The 22,295-nt window shown below is 64.9% G+C and carries 21 protein-coding genes; 13 read left to right on the forward strand and 8 right to left on the reverse strand.

The features are described from left to right. Positions 1-220: 220 nt before the first annotated feature. The 9 genes from dnaK to FJ443_RS01590 all read left to right on the forward strand — a co-directional run bounded on the left by dnaK (position 221) and on the right by FJ443_RS01590 (position 7,646). Positions 221-2,137, forward strand: a complete 1,917-nt coding sequence (dnaK, locus tag FJ443_RS01550) for a molecular chaperone DnaK (protein ID WP_140514198.1) — start codon at positions 221-223, stop codon at positions 2,135-2,137. Between the two features lie 212 nt (positions 2,138-2,349). Then, entirely contained in the window at positions 2,350-3,480 is a 1,131-nt protein-coding gene (dnaJ, locus tag FJ443_RS01555; RefSeq protein WP_140491627.1) for a molecular chaperone DnaJ, read from the forward strand. A gap of 210 nt (positions 3,481-3,690) precedes the next feature. Continuing rightward, positions 3,691-4,296: a phospholipid N-methyltransferase PmtA gene (pmtA, locus tag FJ443_RS01560; RefSeq protein WP_140563748.1), complete on the forward strand. Its 606-nt coding sequence runs from the start codon at positions 3,691-3,693 to the stop codon at positions 4,294-4,296. A 222-nt stretch (positions 4,297-4,518) separates the two neighbouring features. After that, on the forward strand, positions 4,519-5,115 hold the full coding sequence (locus tag FJ443_RS01565; RefSeq protein WP_140491631.1) for an NADPH-dependent FMN reductase: 597 nt from the start codon (positions 4,519-4,521) through the stop codon (positions 5,113-5,115). Beyond that, positions 5,112-5,825: an orotidine-5'-phosphate decarboxylase gene (gene pyrF, locus FJ443_RS01570; protein WP_181167606.1), complete on the forward strand. Its 714-nt coding sequence runs from the start codon at positions 5,112-5,114 to the stop codon at positions 5,823-5,825. Before FJ443_RS01565 ends, pyrF begins: the two co-directional genes overlap by 4 nt. A gap of 29 nt (positions 5,826-5,854) precedes the next feature. Beyond that, entirely contained in the window at positions 5,855-6,142 is a 288-nt protein-coding gene (locus FJ443_RS01575; protein WP_140491638.1) for a DUF1330 domain-containing protein, read from the forward strand. A 276-nt stretch (positions 6,143-6,418) separates the two neighbouring features. Beyond that, positions 6,419-6,739, forward strand: a complete 321-nt coding sequence (locus FJ443_RS01580; RefSeq protein WP_140491640.1) for a helix-turn-helix domain-containing protein — start codon at positions 6,419-6,421, stop codon at positions 6,737-6,739. After that, positions 6,736-7,200 (forward strand): SRPBCC family protein, encoded by a 465-nt coding sequence (locus tag FJ443_RS01585; protein ID WP_140514194.1) that lies wholly within the window; start codon positions 6,736-6,738, stop codon positions 7,198-7,200. The genes FJ443_RS01580 and FJ443_RS01585 overlap by 4 nt, the downstream gene beginning before the upstream one ends. Before the next feature lie 29 nt (positions 7,201-7,229). Then, entirely contained in the window at positions 7,230-7,646 is a 417-nt protein-coding gene (locus FJ443_RS01590; protein WP_140514192.1) for a GFA family protein, read from the forward strand. Between the two features lie 26 nt (positions 7,647-7,672). On the opposite strand, the gene FJ443_RS01595 is transcribed toward FJ443_RS01590, so the two are convergent. The 7 genes from FJ443_RS01595 to FJ443_RS01625 form a co-directional block, all read right to left on the reverse strand. Then, the gene (locus FJ443_RS01595; RefSeq protein WP_140662515.1) at positions 7,673-8,725 is read right to left on the reverse strand and encodes a D-alanine:D-lactate ligase-like protein; all 1,053 of its coding nucleotides are present in this window, start codon (positions 8,723-8,725) and stop codon (positions 7,673-7,675) included. A 178-nt stretch (positions 8,726-8,903) separates the two neighbouring features. After that, positions 8,904-9,785: an SMP-30/gluconolactonase/LRE family protein gene (locus tag FJ443_RS01600; RefSeq protein ID WP_140662518.1), complete on the reverse strand. Its 882-nt coding sequence runs from the start codon at positions 9,783-9,785 to the stop codon at positions 8,904-8,906. Further along, on the reverse strand, positions 9,782-10,426 hold the full coding sequence (locus FJ443_RS01605) for a 2-dehydro-3-deoxy-6-phosphogalactonate aldolase (protein ID WP_140662520.1): 645 nt from the start codon (positions 10,424-10,426) through the stop codon (positions 9,782-9,784). Before FJ443_RS01605 ends, FJ443_RS01600 begins: the two co-directional genes overlap by 4 nt. Further along, positions 10,423-11,397 carry a 2-dehydro-3-deoxygalactonokinase gene (locus FJ443_RS01610; protein ID WP_140662522.1) on the reverse strand — a complete coding sequence of 325 codons (975 nt, stop codon included), beginning with the start codon at positions 11,395-11,397 and terminating at the stop codon, positions 10,423-10,425. Before FJ443_RS01610 ends, FJ443_RS01605 begins: the two co-directional genes overlap by 4 nt. Then, positions 11,394-12,161 (reverse strand): SDR family oxidoreductase, encoded by a 768-nt coding sequence (locus tag FJ443_RS01615; RefSeq protein ID WP_140662524.1) that lies wholly within the window; start codon positions 12,159-12,161, stop codon positions 11,394-11,396. Before FJ443_RS01615 ends, FJ443_RS01610 begins: the two co-directional genes overlap by 4 nt. A 157-nt stretch (positions 12,162-12,318) precedes the next feature. Next, positions 12,319-13,668: an EAL domain-containing protein gene (locus FJ443_RS01620; RefSeq protein ID WP_140491655.1), complete on the reverse strand. Its 1,350-nt coding sequence runs from the start codon at positions 13,666-13,668 to the stop codon at positions 12,319-12,321. Positions 13,669-13,821: 153 nt separating this feature from the next. Next, positions 13,822-15,618, reverse strand: a complete 1,797-nt coding sequence (locus FJ443_RS01625) for a GtrA family protein (RefSeq protein WP_140628520.1) — start codon at positions 15,616-15,618, stop codon at positions 13,822-13,824. 163 nt (positions 15,619-15,781) lie between these two features. Between FJ443_RS01625 and FJ443_RS01630 the strand changes: the two genes are divergently transcribed. From FJ443_RS01630 to FJ443_RS01645, 4 genes are all read left to right on the forward strand, one after another. Further along, a complete protein-coding gene (locus FJ443_RS01630) occupies positions 15,782-16,792 on the forward strand; it encodes a glycosyltransferase (RefSeq protein WP_140628518.1) in 1,011 nt (336 codons plus the stop codon). 4 nt (positions 16,793-16,796) lie between these two features. After that, positions 16,797-17,171, forward strand: coding sequence for a GtrA family protein (locus FJ443_RS01635; protein WP_140563764.1), 375 nt, complete (start codon positions 16,797-16,799; stop codon positions 17,169-17,171). A gap of 73 nt (positions 17,172-17,244) precedes the next feature. Beyond that, a complete protein-coding gene (gene gshB, locus FJ443_RS01640; protein ID WP_140514181.1) occupies positions 17,245-18,186 on the forward strand; it encodes a glutathione synthase in 942 nt (313 codons plus the stop codon). Positions 18,187-18,371: 185 nt separating this feature from the next. After that, positions 18,372-19,904 (forward strand): YifB family Mg chelatase-like AAA ATPase, encoded by a 1,533-nt coding sequence (locus tag FJ443_RS01645; protein WP_140514180.1) that lies wholly within the window; start codon positions 18,372-18,374, stop codon positions 19,902-19,904. A gap of 55 nt (positions 19,905-19,959) precedes the next feature. Here FJ443_RS01645 and FJ443_RS01650 read toward each other — a convergent pair whose 3' ends face one another. After that, a complete protein-coding gene (locus FJ443_RS01650; RefSeq protein WP_140662526.1) occupies positions 19,960-22,131 on the reverse strand; it encodes a malate synthase G in 2,172 nt (723 codons plus the stop codon). Positions 22,132-22,295: the final 164 nt, after the last annotated feature.

Raw genomic sequence — 22,295 nt, forward strand, 5'->3', positions numbered from 1 at the left:
GCCTCGGGCGCAGGCGTAATCGGGCCGTTTCGCCATCCGCTGTCGAGGATGGTGGAAGCCTTGCGCAGAATGCTTGCGCCCGATGCCGCCTGTTCTTATATACGCGCCAAGCCGTCCGGCGCCGCAACAGCGGTTGCCGAACGGGATTTCTTGTGAACAGGGGCTTTCGTCGGAACGCCTTACGGGTCCTGAGAGCCTGCTTAGCGGAGAGACTAGAAAAATGGCAAAAGTAATCGGTATCGATCTCGGCACCACCAACTCCTGCATCGCCATCATGGACGGCAAGGAGCCGAAGGTGATCGAGAATGCGGAAGGCGCGCGCACGACGCCTTCCATCGTCGCCATCTCGGGCGACGGCGAACGTCTCGTCGGCCAGCCGGCCAAGCGCCAGGCGGTCACCAATCCTGAAAACACCATCTTCGCGGTCAAGCGCCTGATCGGCCGCCGCTATGACGATCCGGTGACGGAAAAGGACAAGAAGCTTGTCCCCTACAAGATCGTCAAGGGCGACAATGGCGATGCCTGGGTCGAGGCCGGCGGCAAGAAGCAGTCGCCCAGCCAGATCTCGGCCATGATCCTGCAGAAGATGAAGGAAACGGCGGAAGCCTATCTCGGCGAGAAGGTCGAGAAGGCGGTCATCACCGTTCCCGCCTATTTCAATGACGCCCAGCGCCAGGCGACCAAGGACGCCGGCAAGATCGCCGGCCTCGAAGTGCTGCGCATCATCAACGAGCCGACCGCGGCTGCCCTCGCCTACGGCCTCGACAAGAAGGACGGCAAGACCATCGCCGTCTATGACCTTGGCGGCGGCACGTTCGACATTTCGGTGCTCGAAATCGGTGACGGCGTGTTCGAGGTGAAGTCGACCAATGGCGACACCTTCCTCGGCGGCGAGGATTTCGACATGCGCCTCGTCGAATATCTGGCGGCCGAGTTCAAGAAGGAACAGGGCATCGACCTGAAGAACGACAAGCTTGCCTTGCAGCGCCTCAAGGAGGCTGCCGAGAAGGCCAAGATCGAGCTGTCGTCGACGACGCAGACCGAGATCAACCTGCCGTTCATCACCGCCGACGCCACCGGGCCCAAGCACCTGACGCTGAAGCTGACGCGCGCCAAGTTCGAAAGCCTGGTCGAAGACCTCGTCCAGCGCACCATCGATCCGTGCAAGGCGGCGCTCAAGGATGCCGGCCTGAAGGCGGGCGAGATCGACGAAGTGGTGCTGGTCGGCGGCATGACCCGCATGCCCAAGATCCAGGAAATCGTGAAGCAGTTCTTCGGCAAGGAGCCGCACAAGGGCGTCAACCCCGATGAGGTCGTCGCACTCGGCGCCGCCATTCAGGCCGGCGTGCTGCAGGGCGATGTCAAGGACGTGCTGCTGCTCGACGTGACCCCGCTGTCGCTCGGCATCGAGACCCTGGGCGGCGTGTTCACCCGGCTTATCGAGCGCAACACGACGATCCCGACGAAGAAGAGCCAGGTGTTCTCGACGGCTGAGGATTCGCAGTCGGCCGTGACCATCCGGGTCTTCCAGGGCGAGCGCGAAATGGCCGCCGACAACAAGGCGCTCGGCCAGTTCGACCTGGTCGGCATTCCGCCGGCCCCGCGCGGCGTGCCGCAGATCGAGGTCACCTTCGACATCGACGCCAACGGCATCGTCAACGTTTCGGCCAAGGACAAGGGCACCGGCAAGGAGCACCAAATCCGCATCCAGGCCTCGGGTGGCCTTTCGGACGCCGACATCGAGAAGATGGTGAAGGATGCCGAAGCCAATGCCGACGCCGACAAGAAGCGGCGCGCGCTGGTCGAGGCCCGCAACCAGGCCGAGGCGCTGGTGCATTCCTCGGAGAAGTCGCTGAAGGAATATGGCGACAAGGTCTCGGAAGCCGACCGCACGGCGATATCGGACGCGATCGCGGCGCTGAAGACCGCTACCGAGGGTGACGACGCAGCGGAAATCGAAGCCAAGAGCCAAGCGCTCGCGGAGGCTTCGATGAAGCTCGGCCAGGCCATGTACGAGGCCTCGCAGAAGGAAGCGGCGGAAGCCGATGCCAAGGCGGACGCCGCCAAGGACTCGGATGTGGTCGATGCCGATTTCGAGGAAATCGACGAGGACGACGACAAGAAGAAGTCGGCCTGAACCGGCTGACGGCAAGATAAAGCGGAAAGCCCGGCGCAAAGCCGGGCTTTTTTGCAACCCTGGCAGAAAAAGTGCGGAAAAATCGTCGAAAAGCACGAACAGCTCCGCACCGGCCCTAGCATCCGGGCTGCGCCGATCCTAAATCGTGGCAACGTGCCGGCAAACGACGCAACACTGCATGAAGACGTTGAGCATCCGGACAGCGGGAAAAAATGAAAGCTGATTTCTACGAGACGCTGGGCGTGCACAAGGGTGCCGACGACAAGGAACTGAAGAGCGCTTTCCGCAAGCTCGCCATGCAGTTCCACCCCGACCGCAATCCGGGCGACCATGCCTGCGAGCACAAGTTCAAGGAAATCAACGAAGCCTACGAGACGCTGAAGGATCCGCAGAAGCGCGCGGCCTATGACCGTTTCGGTCACGCGGCCTTCGAGCAGGGCGGCATGAACGGCGGCGCACACGGCTTCGGCGCCGGCGGCTTCGCCGACATTTTCGAGGACATTTTCGGCGACATGATGGGTGGCCGCCAGCGCCGCTCTTCCGGCGGCCGCGAGCGCGGCGCCGACCTGCGCTACAACATGGAAATCTCACTGGAAGAGGCGTTTGCCGGCAAGACCGCGCAGATCCGCGTGCCGGCCTCGATCTCCTGTTCGGAATGCTCGGGAACCGGCGCCAAGCCCGGAACCCAGCCGGTCACGTGCTCGATGTGCAACGGCCACGGCAAGGTGCGCGCCACGCAAGGCTTCTTCTCCATCGAGCGCACCTGCCCGCAATGCCAGGGCCGCGGCCAGACGATCAAAGATCCGTGCCCGAAATGCGCCGGCCAGGGCCGCGTCACCGAGGAGCGGTCGCTGTCGGTCAACATCCCAGCCGGCATCGAGGACGGCACCCGCATCCGGCTTGCCAATGAGGGCGAAGCCGGCTTGCGCGGCGGGCCGTCGGGCGACCTCTACATCTTCCTCGCGGTCAAGCCGCACGAATTCTTCCAGCGCGACGGCGCCGACCTCTACTGCAAGGTGCCGATCTCGATGACGACTGCCGCCCTTGGCGGCTCGTTCGAGGTGACGACGCTGGACGGAACGCAGACCAAGGTGAAGGTGCCGGAGGGCACCCAGAACGGCCGCCAGTTCCGCCTCAAGGGCAAGGGCATGCCGGTGCTGCGCCAGCCCAATGTCGGCGACCTCTACATCCAGACGGCGGTCGAGACGCCGCAGAACCTGTCGCGCCGCCAACGCGAGCTGCTGGAGGAATTCGAACAGCTCTCCTCACAGGACAATTCCCCCCAGTCGAGCGGCTTTTTCGCCCGCATGAAGGACTTTTTCGAGTCGTTCGGCGAGCGTTGATCGACGGCCTGTGCGCGTGTGGCTTGCCTTGCCGGTGTCGGCGCTGCGCCTCACCTGCCGGGCGGCCAACACGCGCCGTGAAAACCGCAGTAGGCGCGCATTTTTAGACGCGACGAAAACTATCTTATCCACGACATAGGCATGACCCTGCCTTGCCTTGGGCGGCTTAGGTGTTAAGTAGCTCTCAGGGGAGCGCTGAGGAGAGCTTGCATGACACGTGGTCCGGGACTGCGGAAGGCGCTTGCCGAAAAGTTCGACGACGAGCTGAAGTTCTTCAAGGGCTGGATCGACAAGCCGAAGACGGTCGGCTCGATCGTGCCGACCAGCTCCATCACCGCTCGCAAGATGGCTTCGATCGTCGACCCGAAGTCCGGCCTGCCCGTGCTCGAGGTCGGCCCCGGCACCGGCGTCATCACCCGCGCCATACTGGCCCAGGGCGTGAAGCCTGAAAACCTCTACGCGGTCGAATATTCCACCGATTTCGTGCGCCATCTGCGCCGGCTCTATCCCGGCGTCAACGTCATCGAGGGCGACGCCTTCGATCTCAACGCCACGCTTGGCGACAAGAGCGGGATGATGTTCGATTCGGTGGTCTCGGGCGTGCCGCTGCTCAACTTCCCGGTCGCCCAGCGCATCGCCTATATCGAAAGCCTGCTTGACCGCATTCCGGCCGGCCGGCCGATCGTGCAGCTGACCTACGGCCCGATGTCGCCGATCCCGCCCGGCCGCGGCGACTATACGGTCAAGCATTTCGACTTCATCATTCGCAACATCCCGCCGACGCAGCTGTGGATCTACCGGCGCGAGGCGCATTAGGGATTGCGAAGCCGACCGCGAATGTCTTCGAAAGTCGTCATCCTGCGGCTTGTCCCGAGGATCTGCCGCATAGCGGTATCAGATGCGGTGGGCATTGGGACGAAAATGTCTGACTTGGATGCGTTGGCAGATCCTCGGGGCAAGCCCGGGGATGACGCTTTGCCTGATCTGCATTGATTTGAGCGGGCTCTGGCTGTACCTGTCCGGGAACAAGGTTGGCCAATGGCAGTGATCCCAAAAATCCTCGTCTTTGCCGGCTCGGTCCGGGCCGGGGCCTTCAGTGGCAGGACCGCCGACGTGGCGCAGAAGGAACTTGCGGTGCAAGGCGCCGAGGTCACTCGCATCTCGCTTGGCGACTATCCCTTGCCGATCATGGATGAGGATCTGGAGAAGGAAAAAGGCGTCCCCGAAAACGCCCTGAAACTTGCCCGGATGATCATTGCCCATGACGGGCTGCTGATCGCCACGCCCGAATATAACGGCTCCATTCCGCCGCTGCTCAAGAACACGATCGACTGGGTGAGCCGGGTGCGCAAGGATGGCGGCCGTGCGGTGAGGCCGTTTGCCGGCAAGGTCGCCGGCCTCAGTTCGTCTTCCAGCGGACACTTCGCCGGGATACGCTGCATCAACCATCTGCGCGCCGTGCTGGTGCGTTGCCAGATGGAGGTGGTGACGCCGGAATGCTCGGTGCCGGAAGGCGGCAACGCCTTCGACGAGGACGGGCGTTTCAAGGACGAACGACTGCACCGAACCATGGAGCACCTATGCCGCACGCTGATCGAAACCTCGCGCATGCTGTCGACCCGGGTCGAGCCGTGATCGCCAACGCCATGCAGACCGACACAATGCGCGAAAGGCTGATCGTCGGCCTCGACGTGCCGAGCTTGAAAGAGGCCGAGAAGGCGGTCTGCGAACTCGACGGCGTCGTCTCCTTCTACAAGATCGGCTACCAGCTCGCCTTCGCCGGCGGGCTCGATTTCGCAAAGGAGCTCGCCAGCGGGGGCAAGAAGATCTTTCTCGACATGAAGCTGCTCGACATCGACAACACGGTGGCCAAGGGGGTCGAGAACATCGTCAAGATGGGCATGACCATGCTGACGCTGCATGCCTATCCAAAGACGATGCGGGCGGCGGTGGAGGCGGCGAGAGGCAGCGAGCTTTGCCTGCTTGCCGTCACCGTGCTGACCTCGATGGACGAACAGGACGTGATCGACGCGGGCTATGAATACGACCCGCACACGCTGGTGCTGCGGCGCGCGGAACAGGCGCTGCATGCAGGCATGGGCGGCATCGTCTGCTCGGCCGCGGAAACAGAGGCGGTGCGCCGCATCGTCGGGCCCGACATGGCGGTGGTGACGCCAGGCATACGCCCCGCCGGCAGCGACCATGGCGACCAGAAGCGCGTGATGACGCCGGCGGATGCCATCCGCAGCGGCTCCAGCCATCTGGTCGTCGGGCGCCCGATCGTCGCCGCGGCGGACAGACGCGCGGCGGCTGAAGCCATCCTCGACGAAATGCGCTCGGCATAATTTCCAACGAACGGCTTCGGAGAAGAAGGATGCCCAAGGGATACTGGATCGCCCGCGTCGATGTGCGCGACGCGGAAGGCTACAAGGATTATGTCGCCGCCGCCAAGCCGGCCTTCGAGCGCTTCGGCGCGAAATTCCTGGCGCGCGGCGGCGAGCATGAGAAGGCAGAAGGGGCCGGCCGCGCGCGCAACGTCGTCATCGAGTTCGAGACGCTTGCCGCCGCGCATGACTGCTACCATTCACCTGAATACCAGCGCGCCGCCGCCATTCGCCAGAAGGTCGCCGACGGCGAGATCGTGCTGGTCGAGGGCGTCTGAGGCTATCCCGGCCGGCATCAGTGCCGGCCGCGGCCTTTGCACGAGTCCTGAGGTTCACATCCCGCAGCCTGGCCCAGCAGGCGGCGCCCCGACCGGTTGTCTTTGAGTGACAACCGGCACAGTCGTTCGACAACGGCCACGACATGGCTGACGCATAATCCCTTTAGCAATCGCGTCCGAACAGCCCTTACACGGGGTAATTTTGATGCCGGCCGATCGCAGGTTGACATGCAGGTATTTACCTGCATATTATGGCTTCACATCAGAGTGAACCCAATGGACGCGGACAAGGTTTTCAAGGCGCTGGGCGACCCGACGCGCAGAAGGCTGCTTGATCTTCTGTGCGAGAAGAACGGGCAGACGCTGGGCCAGCTTTGCGAACATCTCGATATGGCCAGGCAATCCGCCACCCAACACATCGACCTGCTGGAGGCGGCCAATCTGGTGAGCACGGTCAAACGCGGCCGCGAGAAGCTGCATTTTATCAATCCCGTGCCGCTGCACGAGGTCTACGAGCGCTGGGTGCGCAAATTCGAACGCCAGCGGCTCAGCCTGCTGCACGACCTGAAACAGGAACTCGAAGGAGAAGACAAATGACCGCAGAGACGACCAGCTTTGTCTACGTGACCTACATCCGCTCGACGCCGCAAAAAGTGTTCGAGGCCATAACCAGGCCCGACATCGCACGGCGTTACTGGGGCCATGAGAACGTCTCGGACTGGAAGGCGGGATCGAAATGGGAACATATCCGCGCCAACGACGAGCGCACCGTCGAACTGGTCGGCAAGGTCGTCGAGATCTCGCCGCCGACCCGTCTCGTGATGACCTGGGCAAACGCTTCGCAGGCCGACGATCCGTCGAAATACAGCCGGGTGACGTTCGCCATCGAGGAATACGACACGATGGTGCGGCTGACCGTCAGCCATAACGAACTCGAAGCCGGCAGCGGCATGGCGAAGGGCGTCAGCCAGGGATGGCCGGCGGTGCTGTCCAGCATGAAATCCTTCCTGGAAACCGGCAGCGGCATCGATATTTTCGCCAAGCCGAAATCGGCCTGACCAGCAAATCCGACTGCGGGAAAACGACAATGACCAAACGCTATAGCGGCGGATGCGCATGCGGTGCGATCCGCTATGAAACGAGCAGCGAACCCATCTTTCAAAACCACTGCCAATGCCACGAGTGCCAGAAGCGAAGCGGCACGGGCCACAGCTCCTATCTGACTTTCCCCCGGCGAGCCGATGTGACGATCACGGGCGAAGCGAGCACCTGGCGGGTGGCGGGCGACAGCGGCAACGAAAAGATCCACGCCTTCTGCCCGACCTGTGGAACGCCGGTCTACCTGACGCAGGTCGCAAGGCCGGACCTGATAGCGGTTCACGCGACCAGCCTTGACGATCCCGGCCAGTTCAATCCGCAGGTGGTCACATATGCCATCCGCGGCCATGCCTGGGACAGGATAGATCCTTCCTTGCAGGCATTCGAGCGAATGCCTTTGGGATAGCGTACGGCAGGCAATCTTGCCGCGCTTTAACGGGTCATTCGGTTCGCCGCGGTTTCGGCCATGGCGTCGGCAAGCTCCAAGCCCCATTGAGACCGGCAATAGGCGCGGAAATCGAAGCAAGGCAGGCCGGGGCAGACCTCGAATTCTATGAGGTGAACGGTGTCGTCGGGCTCGATCCTGAAATCGATGGAAAACACGTCGCGCAGGCCGATCCCGCTCATCAGCCGTTCGGCGATGGCGCGGACTTTTGCATCGGCGAGCGGCTGGCTTTCGGCGACCGGAAGCAGAAGCGGCTCGGCGTATTTGCCCGCCGCCTTCGCCGCCTCGCCGGTCTCGCCGTAAAGCGCCAGGCTGTCTTCCATGGTCTGGAAATCGCCGCCGGACTCGACGAAAGCGACGCCGAGCGCTTCGACGCCGGTGTCCGGCCTCAGGCCCAGGAAACTGGCGCGCGCATTGCGGCCGCCGACATAGGGCTGGACGACGACGTCGTCGCGATAGGCGGTGAAAACACGCCGGCTAAGCTCCAGCGCGTGGCCGAGATCGCCGCAGCGCGAATCCGGCCAGATGCCGATCTTGGCGCCGAGCCGGTTCGGCTTGACGAACCAGCCGGCGGCGGAAACCGGCGGCTCGACCAGCCATTGTCCGTTGCGCGCCAGGCCGGCCCGCGGCACAGGCAAGCCGAGCGCGCCGAGCACGGCGCCGGAGCGGAACTTGTCCTGGCAGAGCGCGAACAGCGAATCCTCGGCGCCGATCGCCTTCAGGCCGTTCAGCCTGGCAAGTGCAGGCGCCGCGCCGCCCCGGAAATAGGCGATGCCGTCGGTCAGCGTCCAGACCAGCGTGGCGGCCGGGTCGGCCTTGGCGAGCATATCGGCGGCATCGTCCAGCTCCACCGCCGCGAAGCCGAGATCGCGCCGATTGAAGGCAGAAGCGAGGGCGTCGAATTCATGCGCGAGATCGGTCGATTGCGCCAGGTAAGAAACGATTTCGGCGGCACGCTCCGGCGCGTGGCCATCGGCGAGGAGCCGCTCGAGGCAGGCCTTTTCCGGCTCGTGGACGAGGATCAGCCTGGGGCTGGACATGACATGATTCCCAATGGTGCAATTCCACACCATCGCATGGCGAAGACGCCAGGCTTTCGCGAAACCGACGCGGGCCGGACGCCTGCGTGACAGCCGGCCGAATGATCCCGTCAGACCCGGTGCATCGGGGTACCGAGACTCGCGTCAGGCCGAGCCGAAAAGGCCGGCATCAGGTGCCCTAGGCGATCAGCACGCGGGGCTCGAACCGGCCATTGACCTCGATGTCGAGGAGGAAGGTCATGCCGGCCTGCGGGTCGAGCTGACGCTGCTTGTCGTCCTTGCCGTGCCAGGCCGATGTAACCGCCAGCCGGCTGGCGTTCTTGCCGACAAAGGCCGGGCAGGAAGGCTGCGTCACCGGCATGGCGATCGTGCGCACCAGCTTGCCGTCCGGGGCGTAGCCCTTGACCACCTTGCCGCCCCAGACGGCATTCCACAGGATGCCGTCGCGGTCGAGCACGGAGCCGTCGACGAAGCCCTTGGCCGACCGGTGATCAACGAACACTTTCGGCTCGCCCGCCGGCAGGCCGGTCGCCGGATCACAAGCGACGCGCATCAACAGGCCGGTCGAGGTGTCGGTGTAATAAGCGAGCGCCCCGTCCGCGGAAAAACAGATCGAGTTCGACACGGTGATTTCGGAGAACAGCTTGCGCAATTCGCCCTTGAAGAACCAGTAGATCGCGCCGGCGCGCTTCTCCTCGCTTTTGCCCATCGTGCCGGTCCACAGGGCGCCGCAGGGATGAACGCGGGAATCGTTGGAACGGGTGACCGGATTGTCGGCCTCGACAGGTGTGTGCAGCGTCATCCTGCCGGTGGCGACGTCGCGGACAAAAAGCCCGGTTTCGGTGGCGATCAGCTGGCGCTTGTCGTCGATGATGGCGATAGCGCTGGCCATCCGGCCAAGCTCGTGCACCTGGGTCGCGCCGCCGGACAGGCGCTTTTCCAGGAGATGGCCCTTGACGATGTCGAACCAGTAGAGCGTGTCGGTGGCGGGGTCGTAACTCGGCCCCTCGCCGAGCTGGCAGACATGGTCGGAAAAAACCGAAACGATCGCTTCGCTCATCCTGCGTCTCCGCCGAACACCGCGTTCCAGGCCGTCACCGCCGCCTGGGCCCGCGCGGCCACGTCGTCGACGCTCATGCCCGGCTTGAACAGGCTGGAGCCGAGGCCGAAGACCGTGACGCCGGCGGCCTTGTAGCCGGCAAAGTCCTTCTCCGAGACGCCGCCGACCGCGCCGACCAATGTCGAAGCCGGCAGCACCGCGCGGATGGCGGAAATGCCCGACGCGCCGAGCACGCTGGCCGGGAAGAATTTCAGCGCCGAGGCGCCGAGCCGGATCGCCAGGAAGGCCTCCGTGGGCGTGAACACGCCGGGCATGGTGACCATGCCGTATTGCATGGCGCGTTCCATCACCTCGGCATCGATGTTGGGACTGACCAGCAGCCGGCCGCCGGCTTCGTGCAGGCCATCGACATCGGCCGGCGTCAGCACCGTGCCGGCACCGACCAGCGCGGCCGGCGGCAGCGCCTTGACGATGGCGGCGATGGACACGAACGGATCGGGTGAATTGAGCGGCACCTCGATCGCCTCGATGCCGGCATCGAAGATCGCCTGGCCGATAGCCACCGCCTCGGCAGGCTTGAGGCCGCGCAGGATGGCGACGAGCCCGCGCTTGAGCTTCGGGAAGGCTGCGGTCTGGCTCATCGGGCAACTCCGGTTCTGGCGATCATGCCGTTTTCGCGCGCCGCCTCGACCAGGCCGACACGCACCGCCTCGTCCGCGTCGACGGTCCGCACGCCAAGCCCGGCAAGGCCAAGCGCCTGCCGATAAAGCGCCGCGAGCGCGCCCGAGGCAATCAGCACCACCGATATGGCGCCCGCAGCCTGGCGGCGCCTCGCCGAGGCGATCTCGCCGCCGATCAGCAGGCCCGACAGGCAGGCCGCGGCATCGTCGGCCTTCATGTCCTGGAGCAGACCGGCGGCGCGGATCGAGAAGAGTTTTGCGGTGACGTCGCCACCTTCGTTCAACGCCGCATCACACCAGCGGCGGAAGAAAAGGTTCTCCGGATCGACCGGCTCGGGATGCTCGCCGAGCGAATGGCGCAGGATCGAATGCGCGGCCAGCACCGAGAACAGCTCGCCGGTCGGCCATGTGCCGAAGCCGGCAACGGCGCCGTCCTTGACCAGAACCCATTTCGAATGGGTGCCCGGCATGCAGACGATTTCACGCCCCTTTGCCGGCAAACCGGCGCCGGCAAGCTGCGTCTCCTCGCCGCGCATGACGTCTGGCGCATCGGCCAGGCGTTGGGCAAGGCCGGGCACGATACGAATGTCGCGGCTCTCCCCCGGGATGCGGGCCGCGCCGGCCAGGATGGCGCCGATCGGCGCCGGCACGGTGACATAGGGCGCTTCGAGCCAGCCCTGGCGCGAGCCTGCCATGCCGCAGATGATGACGGGCAGCGTTTCCGGCGCGCCCATGGCGGCGAGATGACCCTCGAGAACCCGGGAAAAGCCCTTCTCGCGCGCGGTGATCAGTCCGTCGTCGCCGCGACGCTCGGCAAGCACCTTGCCGCCGCCGTCGATCAGCCAGGCACGAAGCCGGGTCGTGCCCCAATCGAGCGCCGCGACCGCCGGCACATCGCCGACAAATCGGGGGCCGGCAAACCCGGGGCTCACAGGAAACCTCCGTCGACGATCAGCATTTGCGCGGTCAGCATGCGCGAGGCGTCCGAGGCCAGGAACAGCACGGTGCCGACCAAATCGTCCGGCCGCATGACGTCCTTGATGCACTGCTTGGCGACATGAGAGGCAAGCGCCTGCTCCGTCACCCAGCGTTCCTGCTGCCGTTCCGTGATGACCCAGCCGGGCGCGACGGCGTTGACGCGGATACGGTCGGGCCCGAGCTTGCCGGCCAAACCCTTGGTGAGGCCGAGTATGCCCGCCTTGGCGGCGGTGTAGGCCGGCATGTCGGGGTGGTTGATCAGGTAGGAGGTCGAGGTGAAATTGATGATCGAGCCGCCGCCGGCCCGCTTCATGCCCGGCGCCACCGCCTGCGCGGTGAAGAAATGCGGTCTGAGGTTGATCGCCTGGTTGTTGTCCCAAAACTCCACCGTCACGTCTTCGACGGCGTGGCGTTCGTCCCAGGCGGCATTGTTGACCAGCACGGTGACGTCGCCATGCGCTTCGGCCGCCTTCGCGGCAGACGCCCGGAGCGCTTCGATGTCGCGCAGATCGGACTTGAGGTAGAGCGGCCGGCGGCCGAGCTCTTTCTCGATGCGGTCGGCAAGCGCGGTGCTGGGCTTGTCGGCGATGTCGACGAAGGCGACCTTGGCGCCCTGGCGCATGAAACCCTCGGTCAATGCCGCGCCGATGCCGGAGCCGCCGCCGGTGATCAGCACCGAAGCGCTTTCGAGGTCGGCAAAACGTGCCGATGGCATCATGGTTTTCGTCTCCCGGGTTGACCGGCGCGCATCCTAGCCAGACCGGTCCGGCGGGCAAGGGCGAAAAGACGGATTTTCCGGCTTATGTCTGACAAAAAGCCTGGAGGTCGCGCGCAGGCACGGCCGGTCCTCGATCGAGGACCGGTCAATCGTCCGCTCAGATCGCCTTGGCGCGCAAGGCGCCGCGGAAGGAATCGCGGAGATAGCCGAGCGTGGCGTCGGCATCGGCCGGCTTACCGAACAGATAGCCCTGCCCACCGGCGCAGCCGAACTGGACGAGCCGGTCGGCCTGCGCCTCTTCCTCGATGCCTTCGGCGACGACATCCATGCCGAGCCCTTCGCACATTGCGAGAATGGCGCGGATGATGTGCTCCGACGGGCGGTCATCGAGAATGGAGGAGACGAAAGCGCGGTCGATCTTCAACTTGTCGAAATGGAATTCGCGCAGCCGCCCGAGCGAGGACTGGCCGGTGCCGAAATCGTCAAGCGAGACGCGGATGCCGACGCGGCGCAGGTCCTCGACGATCTGCGCGGCCGAGGCCGGATCGTTCATCAGGCCGGTCTCGGTAATCTCGATCTCCAGCCGGCGCGGATCGAAGCCGGTGCGATCGAGGATCGCCAATATGTGCAGGCCGGTGTTCTGGTCGACGAGCTGCGAGGGCGACAGGTTGAACGACAGGAACAGGTCCTTCGGCCAGCTTCTCGCCGCCTCGGTCGCCTTGCGCAGCACCAGCTGCGACAGCGGGCCGATGATGCCGCGCTCCTCGGCGATCGGAATGAAGACGGTCGGCGGCACCGAGCCGAGATCGCGGTCGGTCCAGCGCGCCAGCGTTTCGAAGCCGATGGTGCGGCGCGTGGTGAGGTCGACGATCGGCTGGAAATGCGGCTCCACCTCGCCGGCCGAGACGGCGCGGCGCAGCGCCTGCTCGATGCGGGTGACGCGCTTGGCCGCCTCTTCCATTTCGCGTGTGTAGACGACGACCCGCCCGCGGCCGGACCGCTTGGCATGGTAAAGCGCCGTTTCGGCCTTGTTGATGAGGATCTCGGTGGTCTCGTCGCCGGAATAGAACAGCGAACAGCCGACGGAGGCCGACAGCCTCGCCGTGCGTTCGCCGACATCATACGGGGCCGACAGGATTTCGATCAGCATGCGCGACTTTTCGGCGGCCGCCTCCTCGCTGAACACCAGCGGGTAGAGGAAGGCGAATTCGTCGGCGCCGATGCGGCAGACGGTGGAATGACCGTCCATCGAGGCGCGCAGCCGCATCGCCACCTGGATCAGGATGTCGTCGCCGGCTTTGTGGCCGAACAGATCGTTGATCGGCTTGAAGCCATCAAGGTCGAGAATGCCGACGGTGAAGGGCGCGGGATCGTCGGCACGGTCGCTGATCAGGCGATCGACCTTGTCGAAGAAGCGGCGATGGTTGCCAAGCCCGGTCAACGGATCGGTGAATGCCAGATCCGTGCTCTCCCTGTTTGCCTGACCGGTGCCAAACGAAGTTTGCATCGGTGTCCCTGTTTCTCGAAGTCGGAATTTATTTCCGAGACTGGCAGCAAACCCTTTAGGAAACGTATCGGAAAAATCGATTTTTCGCCGCTGGAGTGCGTTGCCCTCCGCAAAGCCGTCCGGGCTCAACGGCGTCGTCGCTCACGCGGATTCTCAGCCGGCGGGGCGAACGCGATAGAGCTCCAGCGGCGCGCCCTGGGTCTCCGCCACCGGTTCCAGCCAATCCGGCACGCTGCCATGCATCAACCCGGCCAGAAAGCCGTCAGGCGCCTTGGTTGCGAGAAGCCTGGTTTCGGGATTGCCGCGGCAGAGCGCGACAATCCCGACGCGATGGTTTGCCACGACGGCTTTCGCGTCAGTGGCCGAGCCCAGCAAGGCATCGAATACGAGCAGGTTTCCGGCGACGTTGCGGTGGTAGGGCCCAGCGAGCGCGCGATGACCGGTAAAGGCCAGGATCGGCGAGCCGAGATTGGAGATGGCCAGCACCGTGGTGTGAGGCATGCGGGCGAGCGCGGCGAACGAGGCCTTGCTGTTGCAAGGTGCATCGATGCCGGCGTCGGTGACGGCCGCACCGGTCTGGAAGGCGCTCGATGCCGCCTCGGCAGCGCTGGACCAAACCGCATTGACCGAGATCAGCCAGGCTGCGGCCATACGGAGCACGGAGCCACCGGACGGACTGTTTTCGGCGCGCTGCCGCCATTTGGCAATCCAGGCGCAAAGCGGGATCACCGCGAAGGCGATGGAGAAGGTCGAGCCGCGGACCTCCCAGGCGCTGACCAGGAAAGCCACCACCAGCAGCGCGCCGACGAGACTGTCCTGCCGCCGCCAGCCGCCCTTGCCGAGACGCAGCGCCATCAGGACGATCGCCACCAGCGGCGTCGCGAAGCGCGCCACCGCTCTGGCCGGATCAGCCGCGACGAGCTGGAATATCGACTGCGCTTCGTCGATATGACCGAGCCACATCTGCTGGAGGCGCGGGTCGAGGCCGGCATACGGGGCAGCCAGGCATTGCGGGAACAGAAACATCACGACAAGGACAAGCACGAACGCCAGCAGGCCGAGCGAGACCAGGCGACGGCCGTACGTCGCATTGGCGGCGCCCCATGAGGCAATGACCGCAAGGCCGGCGCCGGCAAGCGCGGCAACCACGAACTGCACGGTCGAGAAGGTGTCGCACTGGGTCTGTCCCCATGCCGACGCCGGTATGGTGGTGATGAAAACAAGGGCCGAGACGGCGGTGACGCCCAAGCCAAAATCCCTGGCGATCAGCCTTTCGCCGCCACCGCTGACGAGGAACAGCAGGGCGACGATGGCGCCCAGGGTTCCAGCATAGGGGGCGCTTTCCATGCCGATCGCCAATGCCAGCGTGGCGCACGCGCCGGCAAACAGGGCGGCGGGCCGGTGGCGAGGTGCTTCGAGCAGCAAAGCCAGGCCGGCCAAGGTCAGCATCAGCTGGACATTGTGGTGATCGAGTGCGCCGGGCGAGAAGATTCCGAGATAATACAAGGCCGCTCCGCCGACCACCGCAGCGGGCAGGACCGCGTGCTCGCCGGCGAAAGCGCGCGCGGCGCGCATGATGGAGAACAGCGCGAGCCAGAATTGCAGGAGAGGCCAAAGCACCTGCACGACCTGCTCGCCCAAAGCGGCACTGCCCGTCAGGGCCGACAGGGCAAGCATGCCGAGCGCCAGCGGCGCGTCGAGCAGCCGCGACCAGTGCATGACGAAGCCACCCTCCAGCCCCATCCTGTACTGGTGCAGGTCGAACCAGCCCTGGCCGGCCAGGAGGTCGCGAACCTCCACCAGTTGCAGCAGGCTGTCATTGTCGCCGGCCGGGTTGGCCAGTTGCGGGAATCCGGCATAGAGATCGAGCGCCAGCAGCAGCAAGGCGGCAAGCAACGCAAACGCTATGTCGGCCTTCCAGGTGGAAGCGCCGTTGCTGGCTGTGCTCATCCCCATCGCCTCTGGCAGGAATGCCGGGCTTTTTCGGCCAATCGACACTCGTAAAGTCGGCCTTAAACCTAGCCTTAACGGCTTCAATAAATAGTAAAACCGCCTGAATGCGCCTGACTTTCGGCGCGAACCGCGCGTGGCGGCGAGGCACCCGGAGAGGAAAATGCCGCAAGAGCTTCGCTACGAACCCGCCATCGCCGTGCTGCTGCCTTGCTACAACGAGGAATTGACGATCGCCGAGGTGGTGCGGCGCTTCCGCGAGACGCTGCCTTTGGCGACGATCTATGTCTACGACAACAATTCGCGCGACCTGACCGCGCTCAGGGCCCGCGCGGCCGGCGCCATCGTGGTGCGCGAACCGCGCCAGGGCAAGGGCAATGTGGTGCGGCGCATGTTCGCCGACATCGACGCCGACATTTACCTGATGGCCGACGGCGACGGCACCTATGCGCCGGAAGACGCGCCGCAATTGATCAACACGCTTCTGACCGAGCGCTCCGACATGGCGGTGGGCACCCGGCGCGGCGTCACCGACGATGCCGGCAGGACCGGCCATGCCTTCGGCAACCGCGTCTTCAACAGCCTCTATAAAGGGCTGTTCGGCAGCGATTTCACCGACATCTTCTCGGGCTACCGCGTCTTCACCCGGCGCTTCGTCAAGAGCTTCCCGGCCGTCTCCGGCGGCTTCGAGATCGAGACCGAAATGTCGGTTCATGCTTCGCAGCTCAAATTGCCCGTCAGCGAGATCGCGCTCGATTACGGCAAGCGGCCGGACGGCTCGTCATCGAAGCTTTCGACCTTTCGCGACGGCGCCAGGATCCTGTGGATGTTCGCCATGCTGATGAAGGAAACGCAACCGCTACGTTTCTTCGGCGCCTTCGCCCTGGTCTTCCTGGTGTCGAGCCTGTTCCTGATGGCGCCTGTGCTGGTCGAATTCGCCGAGACCGGGCTGGTGCCGCGCATGCCGACATGGGTGCTGTCGGTCGGCCTGCTCTTGCTCTCGATGCTGGCTGGTGTGACTGGGGTGATCCTCGACTCGGTGTCGCGCGGCCGCGCCGAACAGAAGCGCATCTTCTACCTGTCGATGCCTTCGGGCCGCATAGAGCGGCGCGAGCGCGCCAACGAGCCGACTGCCGCGAAGGCCGGCCCAGGCAAGACGCCTCGCGCCGCATGAAGCGGTGAGCCGTCTCGTCCGCTTCGTCTTTGCCGGCGGCATCGGCTTCGTCGCCGACGCGGCCGCCCTCTGGTTGCTGCTTGCGGTCACGCCGCTCGGCCCTTTCAGCGCCCGCATGCTGTCCATCGGCTTTGCACTCTGTGTCACCTGGCAGACAAACCGGCATCTGACCTTCTCGCCGTCGAGCCGCGGCTTGGTGCGGGAAGGCGCGCGCTATGGCAGCGTCGGCATCGCCACCAGCATCGCCAACTATCTGGTCTACTGCGCCATCCTTGTCGTCCTGCCGACAACCCCGCCATTGGCCGCCCTTGCTTTCGCTTCGCTGGCCGCCATGGGGCTGTCCTTTCTCGGCTATTCCAGGCTGGTCTTCGACCGCTAGCGGCGTGGCCCGATTGGCAGAAGGCGCCGGGACCCCTATATCGCTCTCTCATCGACCGTGCTGGGGACCTGCCATGAAGCTGAAAATCGCCGTCCAGATGGACCACATCTCCACCGTGTCGATCGCCGGAGACACTTCGTTCGCGCTGTCGCTGGAGGCGCAGCGGCGCGGCCATCAGCTCTACCACTACACGCCCGACCGGCTGTCGCTGCGCGACGGCAAGGTGTTCGCCCGCATCGAGGAGATGCAGGTACGCGACGAGAAGGGCAGCCACTATTCGCTGGGGGAGAAGGTGCGCACCGACCTGTCGGAGATGGACGTGATCCTGCTGAGACAGGATCCGCCCTTCGACATGAACTACATCACCACCACGCACATACTGGAGCGCATCCACCCCAGGACGCTGGTGGTCAACGACCCGGCCTGGGTGCGCAACAGCCCGGAAAAGATCTTCGTCACCGAGTTTTCCGACCTGATGCCGGAAACGCTGATCACCAAGGATCCCCAGGAGGTCGCCGCCTTCCGCAAGGAATTCGGCGACATCATCGTCAAGCCGCTCTACGGCAATGGCGGAGCGGGCATCTTCCACCTGCTGGAGGCCGACCGCAACCTCGCCTCGCTGCTCGAAATGTTCGGCCAGTTGTTCCGTGAGCCCTACATCGTGCAGCGCTACCTCAAGGACGTGCGCAAGGGCGACAAGCGCATCATCCTGATCGACGGCGAGCCGGTCGGGGCCATCAACCGGGTGCCGGCCGAGCACGATTCCCGCTCCAACATGCATGTCGGCGGCCGCGCCGAGAAGACCGAGCTGACCGAGCGCGAACGCGAGATCTGCGCCCGCATCGGGCCGGCGCTGAGGGAACGCGGCTTCATCCTCGTCGGCATCGACGTCATCGGCGACTACATGACCGAGATCAACGTGACCTCGCCGACCGGCGTACGCGAAGTCAAACGCTTCGGCGGCGCCGACATCGCCAGCCTGTTCTGGGACGCGGTGGAGGCCAAGCGGAAGTAGCCGTTTTCATTTCGTATTAACCATGTTCCGTTTTTGCAACCGGAGACAATCGCGCTGCAACTTCAGCGATTGCATGTTCCTGTAATGTTCTTGATTTAGCCGAGGAATTGTGATTGTCTCCGGGCCAGGCCCTTCGCGGCCTGATTGCAAAAGGCTTGGGGCAAGCCCAGATCCGGGGGCAAGACATGGTGGCGCGGGTTCGCACGGTTGCTTTCCAGGGCATCGAGGCCGTGCCGGTCGACGTGCAGGTGATGATCGCGCCCGGCAAGGTCAACATGCATATTGTCGGGCTGGCCGACAAGGCGGTGGCCGAAAGCCGCGAACGGGTGCAGGCGGCACTGCATGCTTCCGGCCTGTCGATGCCGTCCAAGAAAGTCACTGTCAACCTGGCGCCCGCCGACCTGCCCAAGGAGGGCAGCCACTACGATTTGCCGATCGCGCTCGGCCTGATGGCGGCGCTTGGCGCCATTCCGGGCGACATGCTGGCCGGCTATGTCGTGCTTGGCGAACTATCGCTCGACGGCACCATCGCCGCCGTCGCCGGCGCCCTGCCGGCGGCGATTGGGGCGAATTCTGAAGGCAAGGGCCTGATCTGCCCCTTCGCCTGCGGCCCGGAAGCCGCCTGGGCCGGCAAAGATTTTGACATACTTGCGCCGCGCAGCCTGATCGCCATCGCCAATCATTTCCGCGGCACACAGGTGCTGTCGCGGCCGGAGGCCGGCATCCATGCCGCAGCGCGCGACCTGCCCGATCTTGCCGACATCAAGGGCCAGGAAACCGCCAAGCGGGCACTGGAGGTAGCGGCGGCCGGCGGACACAACCTGCTGATGGTCGGCCCGCCCGGATCGGGAAAATCGATGCTGGCGCAGCGGCTGCCGTCCATCCTGCCGCCGCTGGCGCCGAAGGAATTGCTCGAAGTGTCGATGATCGCCTCCGTCGCCGGCGAGCTCGGCGAAGGCAAGCTGACCGACCGGCGGCCGTTCCGCGCGCCGCACCATTCGGCCTCGATGGCGGCGATGGTCGGCGGCGGCATCCGGGCGCGGCCGGGCGAAGTGTCGCTTGCGCACCACGGCGTGCTGTTCCTCGACGAATTTCCCGAATTCACGCCGCAGACGCTCGACGCGTTGCGCCAGCCGCTTGAGACCGGCGACTGCATGATCGCGCGCGCCAACCACCGCGTCACCTATCCGGCGCGCATCCAGCTTGTGGCGGCGATGAACCCGTGCCGCTGCGGCATGGCCGGCGAGCCCGGCTATCGCTGCCTGCGCGGCGAACGCTGCCGCACCGATTACCAGGCGCGCATCTCGGGACCGCTGCTCGACCGCATCGATCTCAGGATCGAGGTGCCGGCGGTCTCGGCCAGCGACCTGATCCGGCCCGACCGGGCGGAGAAGAGCGCCGACGTGGCGCTGCGCGTGGCGCGTGCCCGCACCCTCCAGCGCGAGCGCTTCGAACGGCTCGGCGTCACCAGCGCCACCACAAACGCGCATTGCGCGCCGGCGGTCATCGAGGAGATCGCCATGCCCGACGCATCGGGCCTGTCGCTGCTCAAGGACGCCAGCGAAAAGCTCGGCTTCTCGGCGCGGGCCTATCACCGCGTGCTGAAGGTGGCGAGAACACTGGCCGATCTCGACGCCAGCGAGACCGTCGGCCGCATTCACTTGGCCGAAGCGATCTCCTACCGGATGAGTTCGGAGCGGGTGGCACAGGCGGCGTAGCGCGCTCTCGCTCGAGAGGAGGGGAACGGAACGCCGGCGGCTCCAAATCTCCGGTTCAGGCCGCTCCCTTCGCCTTCAGTTCCAATCTCCGCGCGTGCAGCACCGGCTCGGTGTAGCCGTTGGGCTGGATGCGGCCCTTGAAGACGAGGTCGCAGGCGGCCTGGAAGGCGACGGAGCCGTCGAAATCGGCGGCCATCGGCCGGTAGAGCGGGTCGCCTTGGTTCTGCTGGTCGACGATATCAGCCATGCGCTTCATCGTTTCCATTACCTGGTCGGCCGTGCAGACGCCATGATGCAGCCAGTTGGCGATGTGTTGCGAGGAGATGCGCAGCGTGGCGCGGTCCTCCATCAGGCCGACATCGTTGATATCTGGCACTTTCGAGCAGCCGACGCCCTGGTCGATCCAGCGCACGACATAGCCCAGAATGCCTTGCGCATTGTTGTCGAGCTCCGCCTGGATATCGGCCGGCGACCAGTTGGGCCGCACCGCGATCGGCACCGACAGGATGTCGTCGAGCTTGGCCTTCGGCCGGCTCTTCAGCGCCGCCTGGACGGCGTGGACATCGACCTTGTGATAATGGGTGGCGTGCAGCGTCGCCGCCGTGGGCGAAGGCACCCAGGCGGTGTTGGCGCCGGCCTTGGGGTGGGCGATCTTCTCGGTGAGCATCGCCGCCATCAAATCGGGCATCGCCCACATGCCCTTACCGATCTGGGCATGGCCGGCAAGCCCGCATTCCAGCCCGGTGTCGACATTCCAGGCCTCATAGGCGGAAATCCACGCGGCCTGCTTCATGTCGCCCTTGCGGATCATCGGGCCGGCTTCCATCGAGGTGTGGATCTCGTCGCCGGTGCGGTCGAGGAAGCCGGTGTTGATGAACACGACGCGCTCCCTGGCGGCGCGGATCGCCTCCTTGAGATTGACGGTGGTGCGCCGCTCCTCGTCCATGATGCCCATCTTGATGGTATTTTTGGCCATGCCGAGCAAGGCCTCGACGCGATCGAATATCTCGACGGCGAAGGCGACTTCCTCGGGTCCATGCATCTTGGGCTTCACGACATACATCGAGCCCGCGCGGGAATTGGCGCGGCGGCCGTTCGGCCCGATATCGTGCAGCGCGATCAGCGCGGTCAGCGCGGTGTCCATGATGCCTTCCGGCACCTCGTTGCCGTCTCGGTCCGTTATCGCCGGATTGGTCATGAGGTGGCCGACATTCCTGACCAGCATCAGCGAGCGGCCGGGCAGCGTCACCGTGCCGCCATTTGGCGAGGTGTAGGACCGATCGGGGTTGAGCTTGCGGACAAAAGTCCGGCCGCCCTTGGTGATCTCTTCGGCCAGGTCGCCCTTCATCAGGCCAAGCCAGTTGCGGTAGACGACAACCTTGTCCTGCGCATCCACCGCCGCGACCGAATCCTCGCAGTCCTGGATGGTGGTCAGCGCCGATTCCAGGATGATGTCGGCGATGCCGGCCGGATCGGTACGGCCGATCTGGTTATCGCGGTCGATCAATATCTCGATATGCAGGCCGTTGCTGACCAGCAGCACGGCTTGCGGGTTGGCGGCATCGCCGCGATAAGCGACGAACTGCCTGACATCGGCAAGCGTGGTCGAGCCGGCGCCGGCGCTGAGCCGCAGCGCGCCATTGGCCAGCGAAAGGCCGTTGACGCCGGCCCATTTGCCCGATGTGAGCGGCACCGACTGGTCGAGAAAGTCCTTGGCCCAGGCGACGACTTTCGCACCGCGCGCGGGGTTGAATCCGTTGCCCTTCCCGGCGCCGTCCGTCTCGGGAATCGCGTCGGTGCCGTAAAGCGCATCATAGAGCGAGCCCCAGCGCGCATTGGCGGCGTTGAGCGCATAGCGCGCATTCATCACCGGCACCACAAGCTGCGGCCCGGCGACGACGGCGATCTCGGGATCAACCTTTTCGGTCGTCACCGAGAAGACCGGGCCTTCGGGGACGAGATAGCCGATCTCCTTCAGGAAGGTTTTGTAGGCTTCCATGTCGACCGGCGCGCCATTGGCGCGATACCAGTCATCGAGCTTTTCCTGGATAGCGTCGCGCTTTGCCAGCAGTGCCCGGTTCTTCGGCGCGAGGTCGTGGACGATGGCCGAAAAGCCGTTCCAGAATTTGTCCGGGTCGATGCCGGTGCCCGGAGCGGCCTCGTTGACAACGAAGTCATGAAGTTCGCGGGCGATCCGCAATCCGGCGATTTCGACGCGATCGGTCATCAGGCTACTCCAGATGAAAGGCTTTCGCGGGCCTTTGGCATGTTGGGAGTGCAGGGTCAATTCAGCTTAGGGTGAAGGCAAGGCAGGTAGGCGCGGTTTTTAGGCTTGGTGCCGGCGGCGACGCTGCCAATCTCCCCCCAAGTGGGGGAGATGCCCGGCAGGGC

Source organism: Mesorhizobium sp. B2-6-1 (genome assembly GCF_006440475.1).
GTDB lineage: Bacteria > Pseudomonadota > Alphaproteobacteria > Rhizobiales > Rhizobiaceae > Mesorhizobium.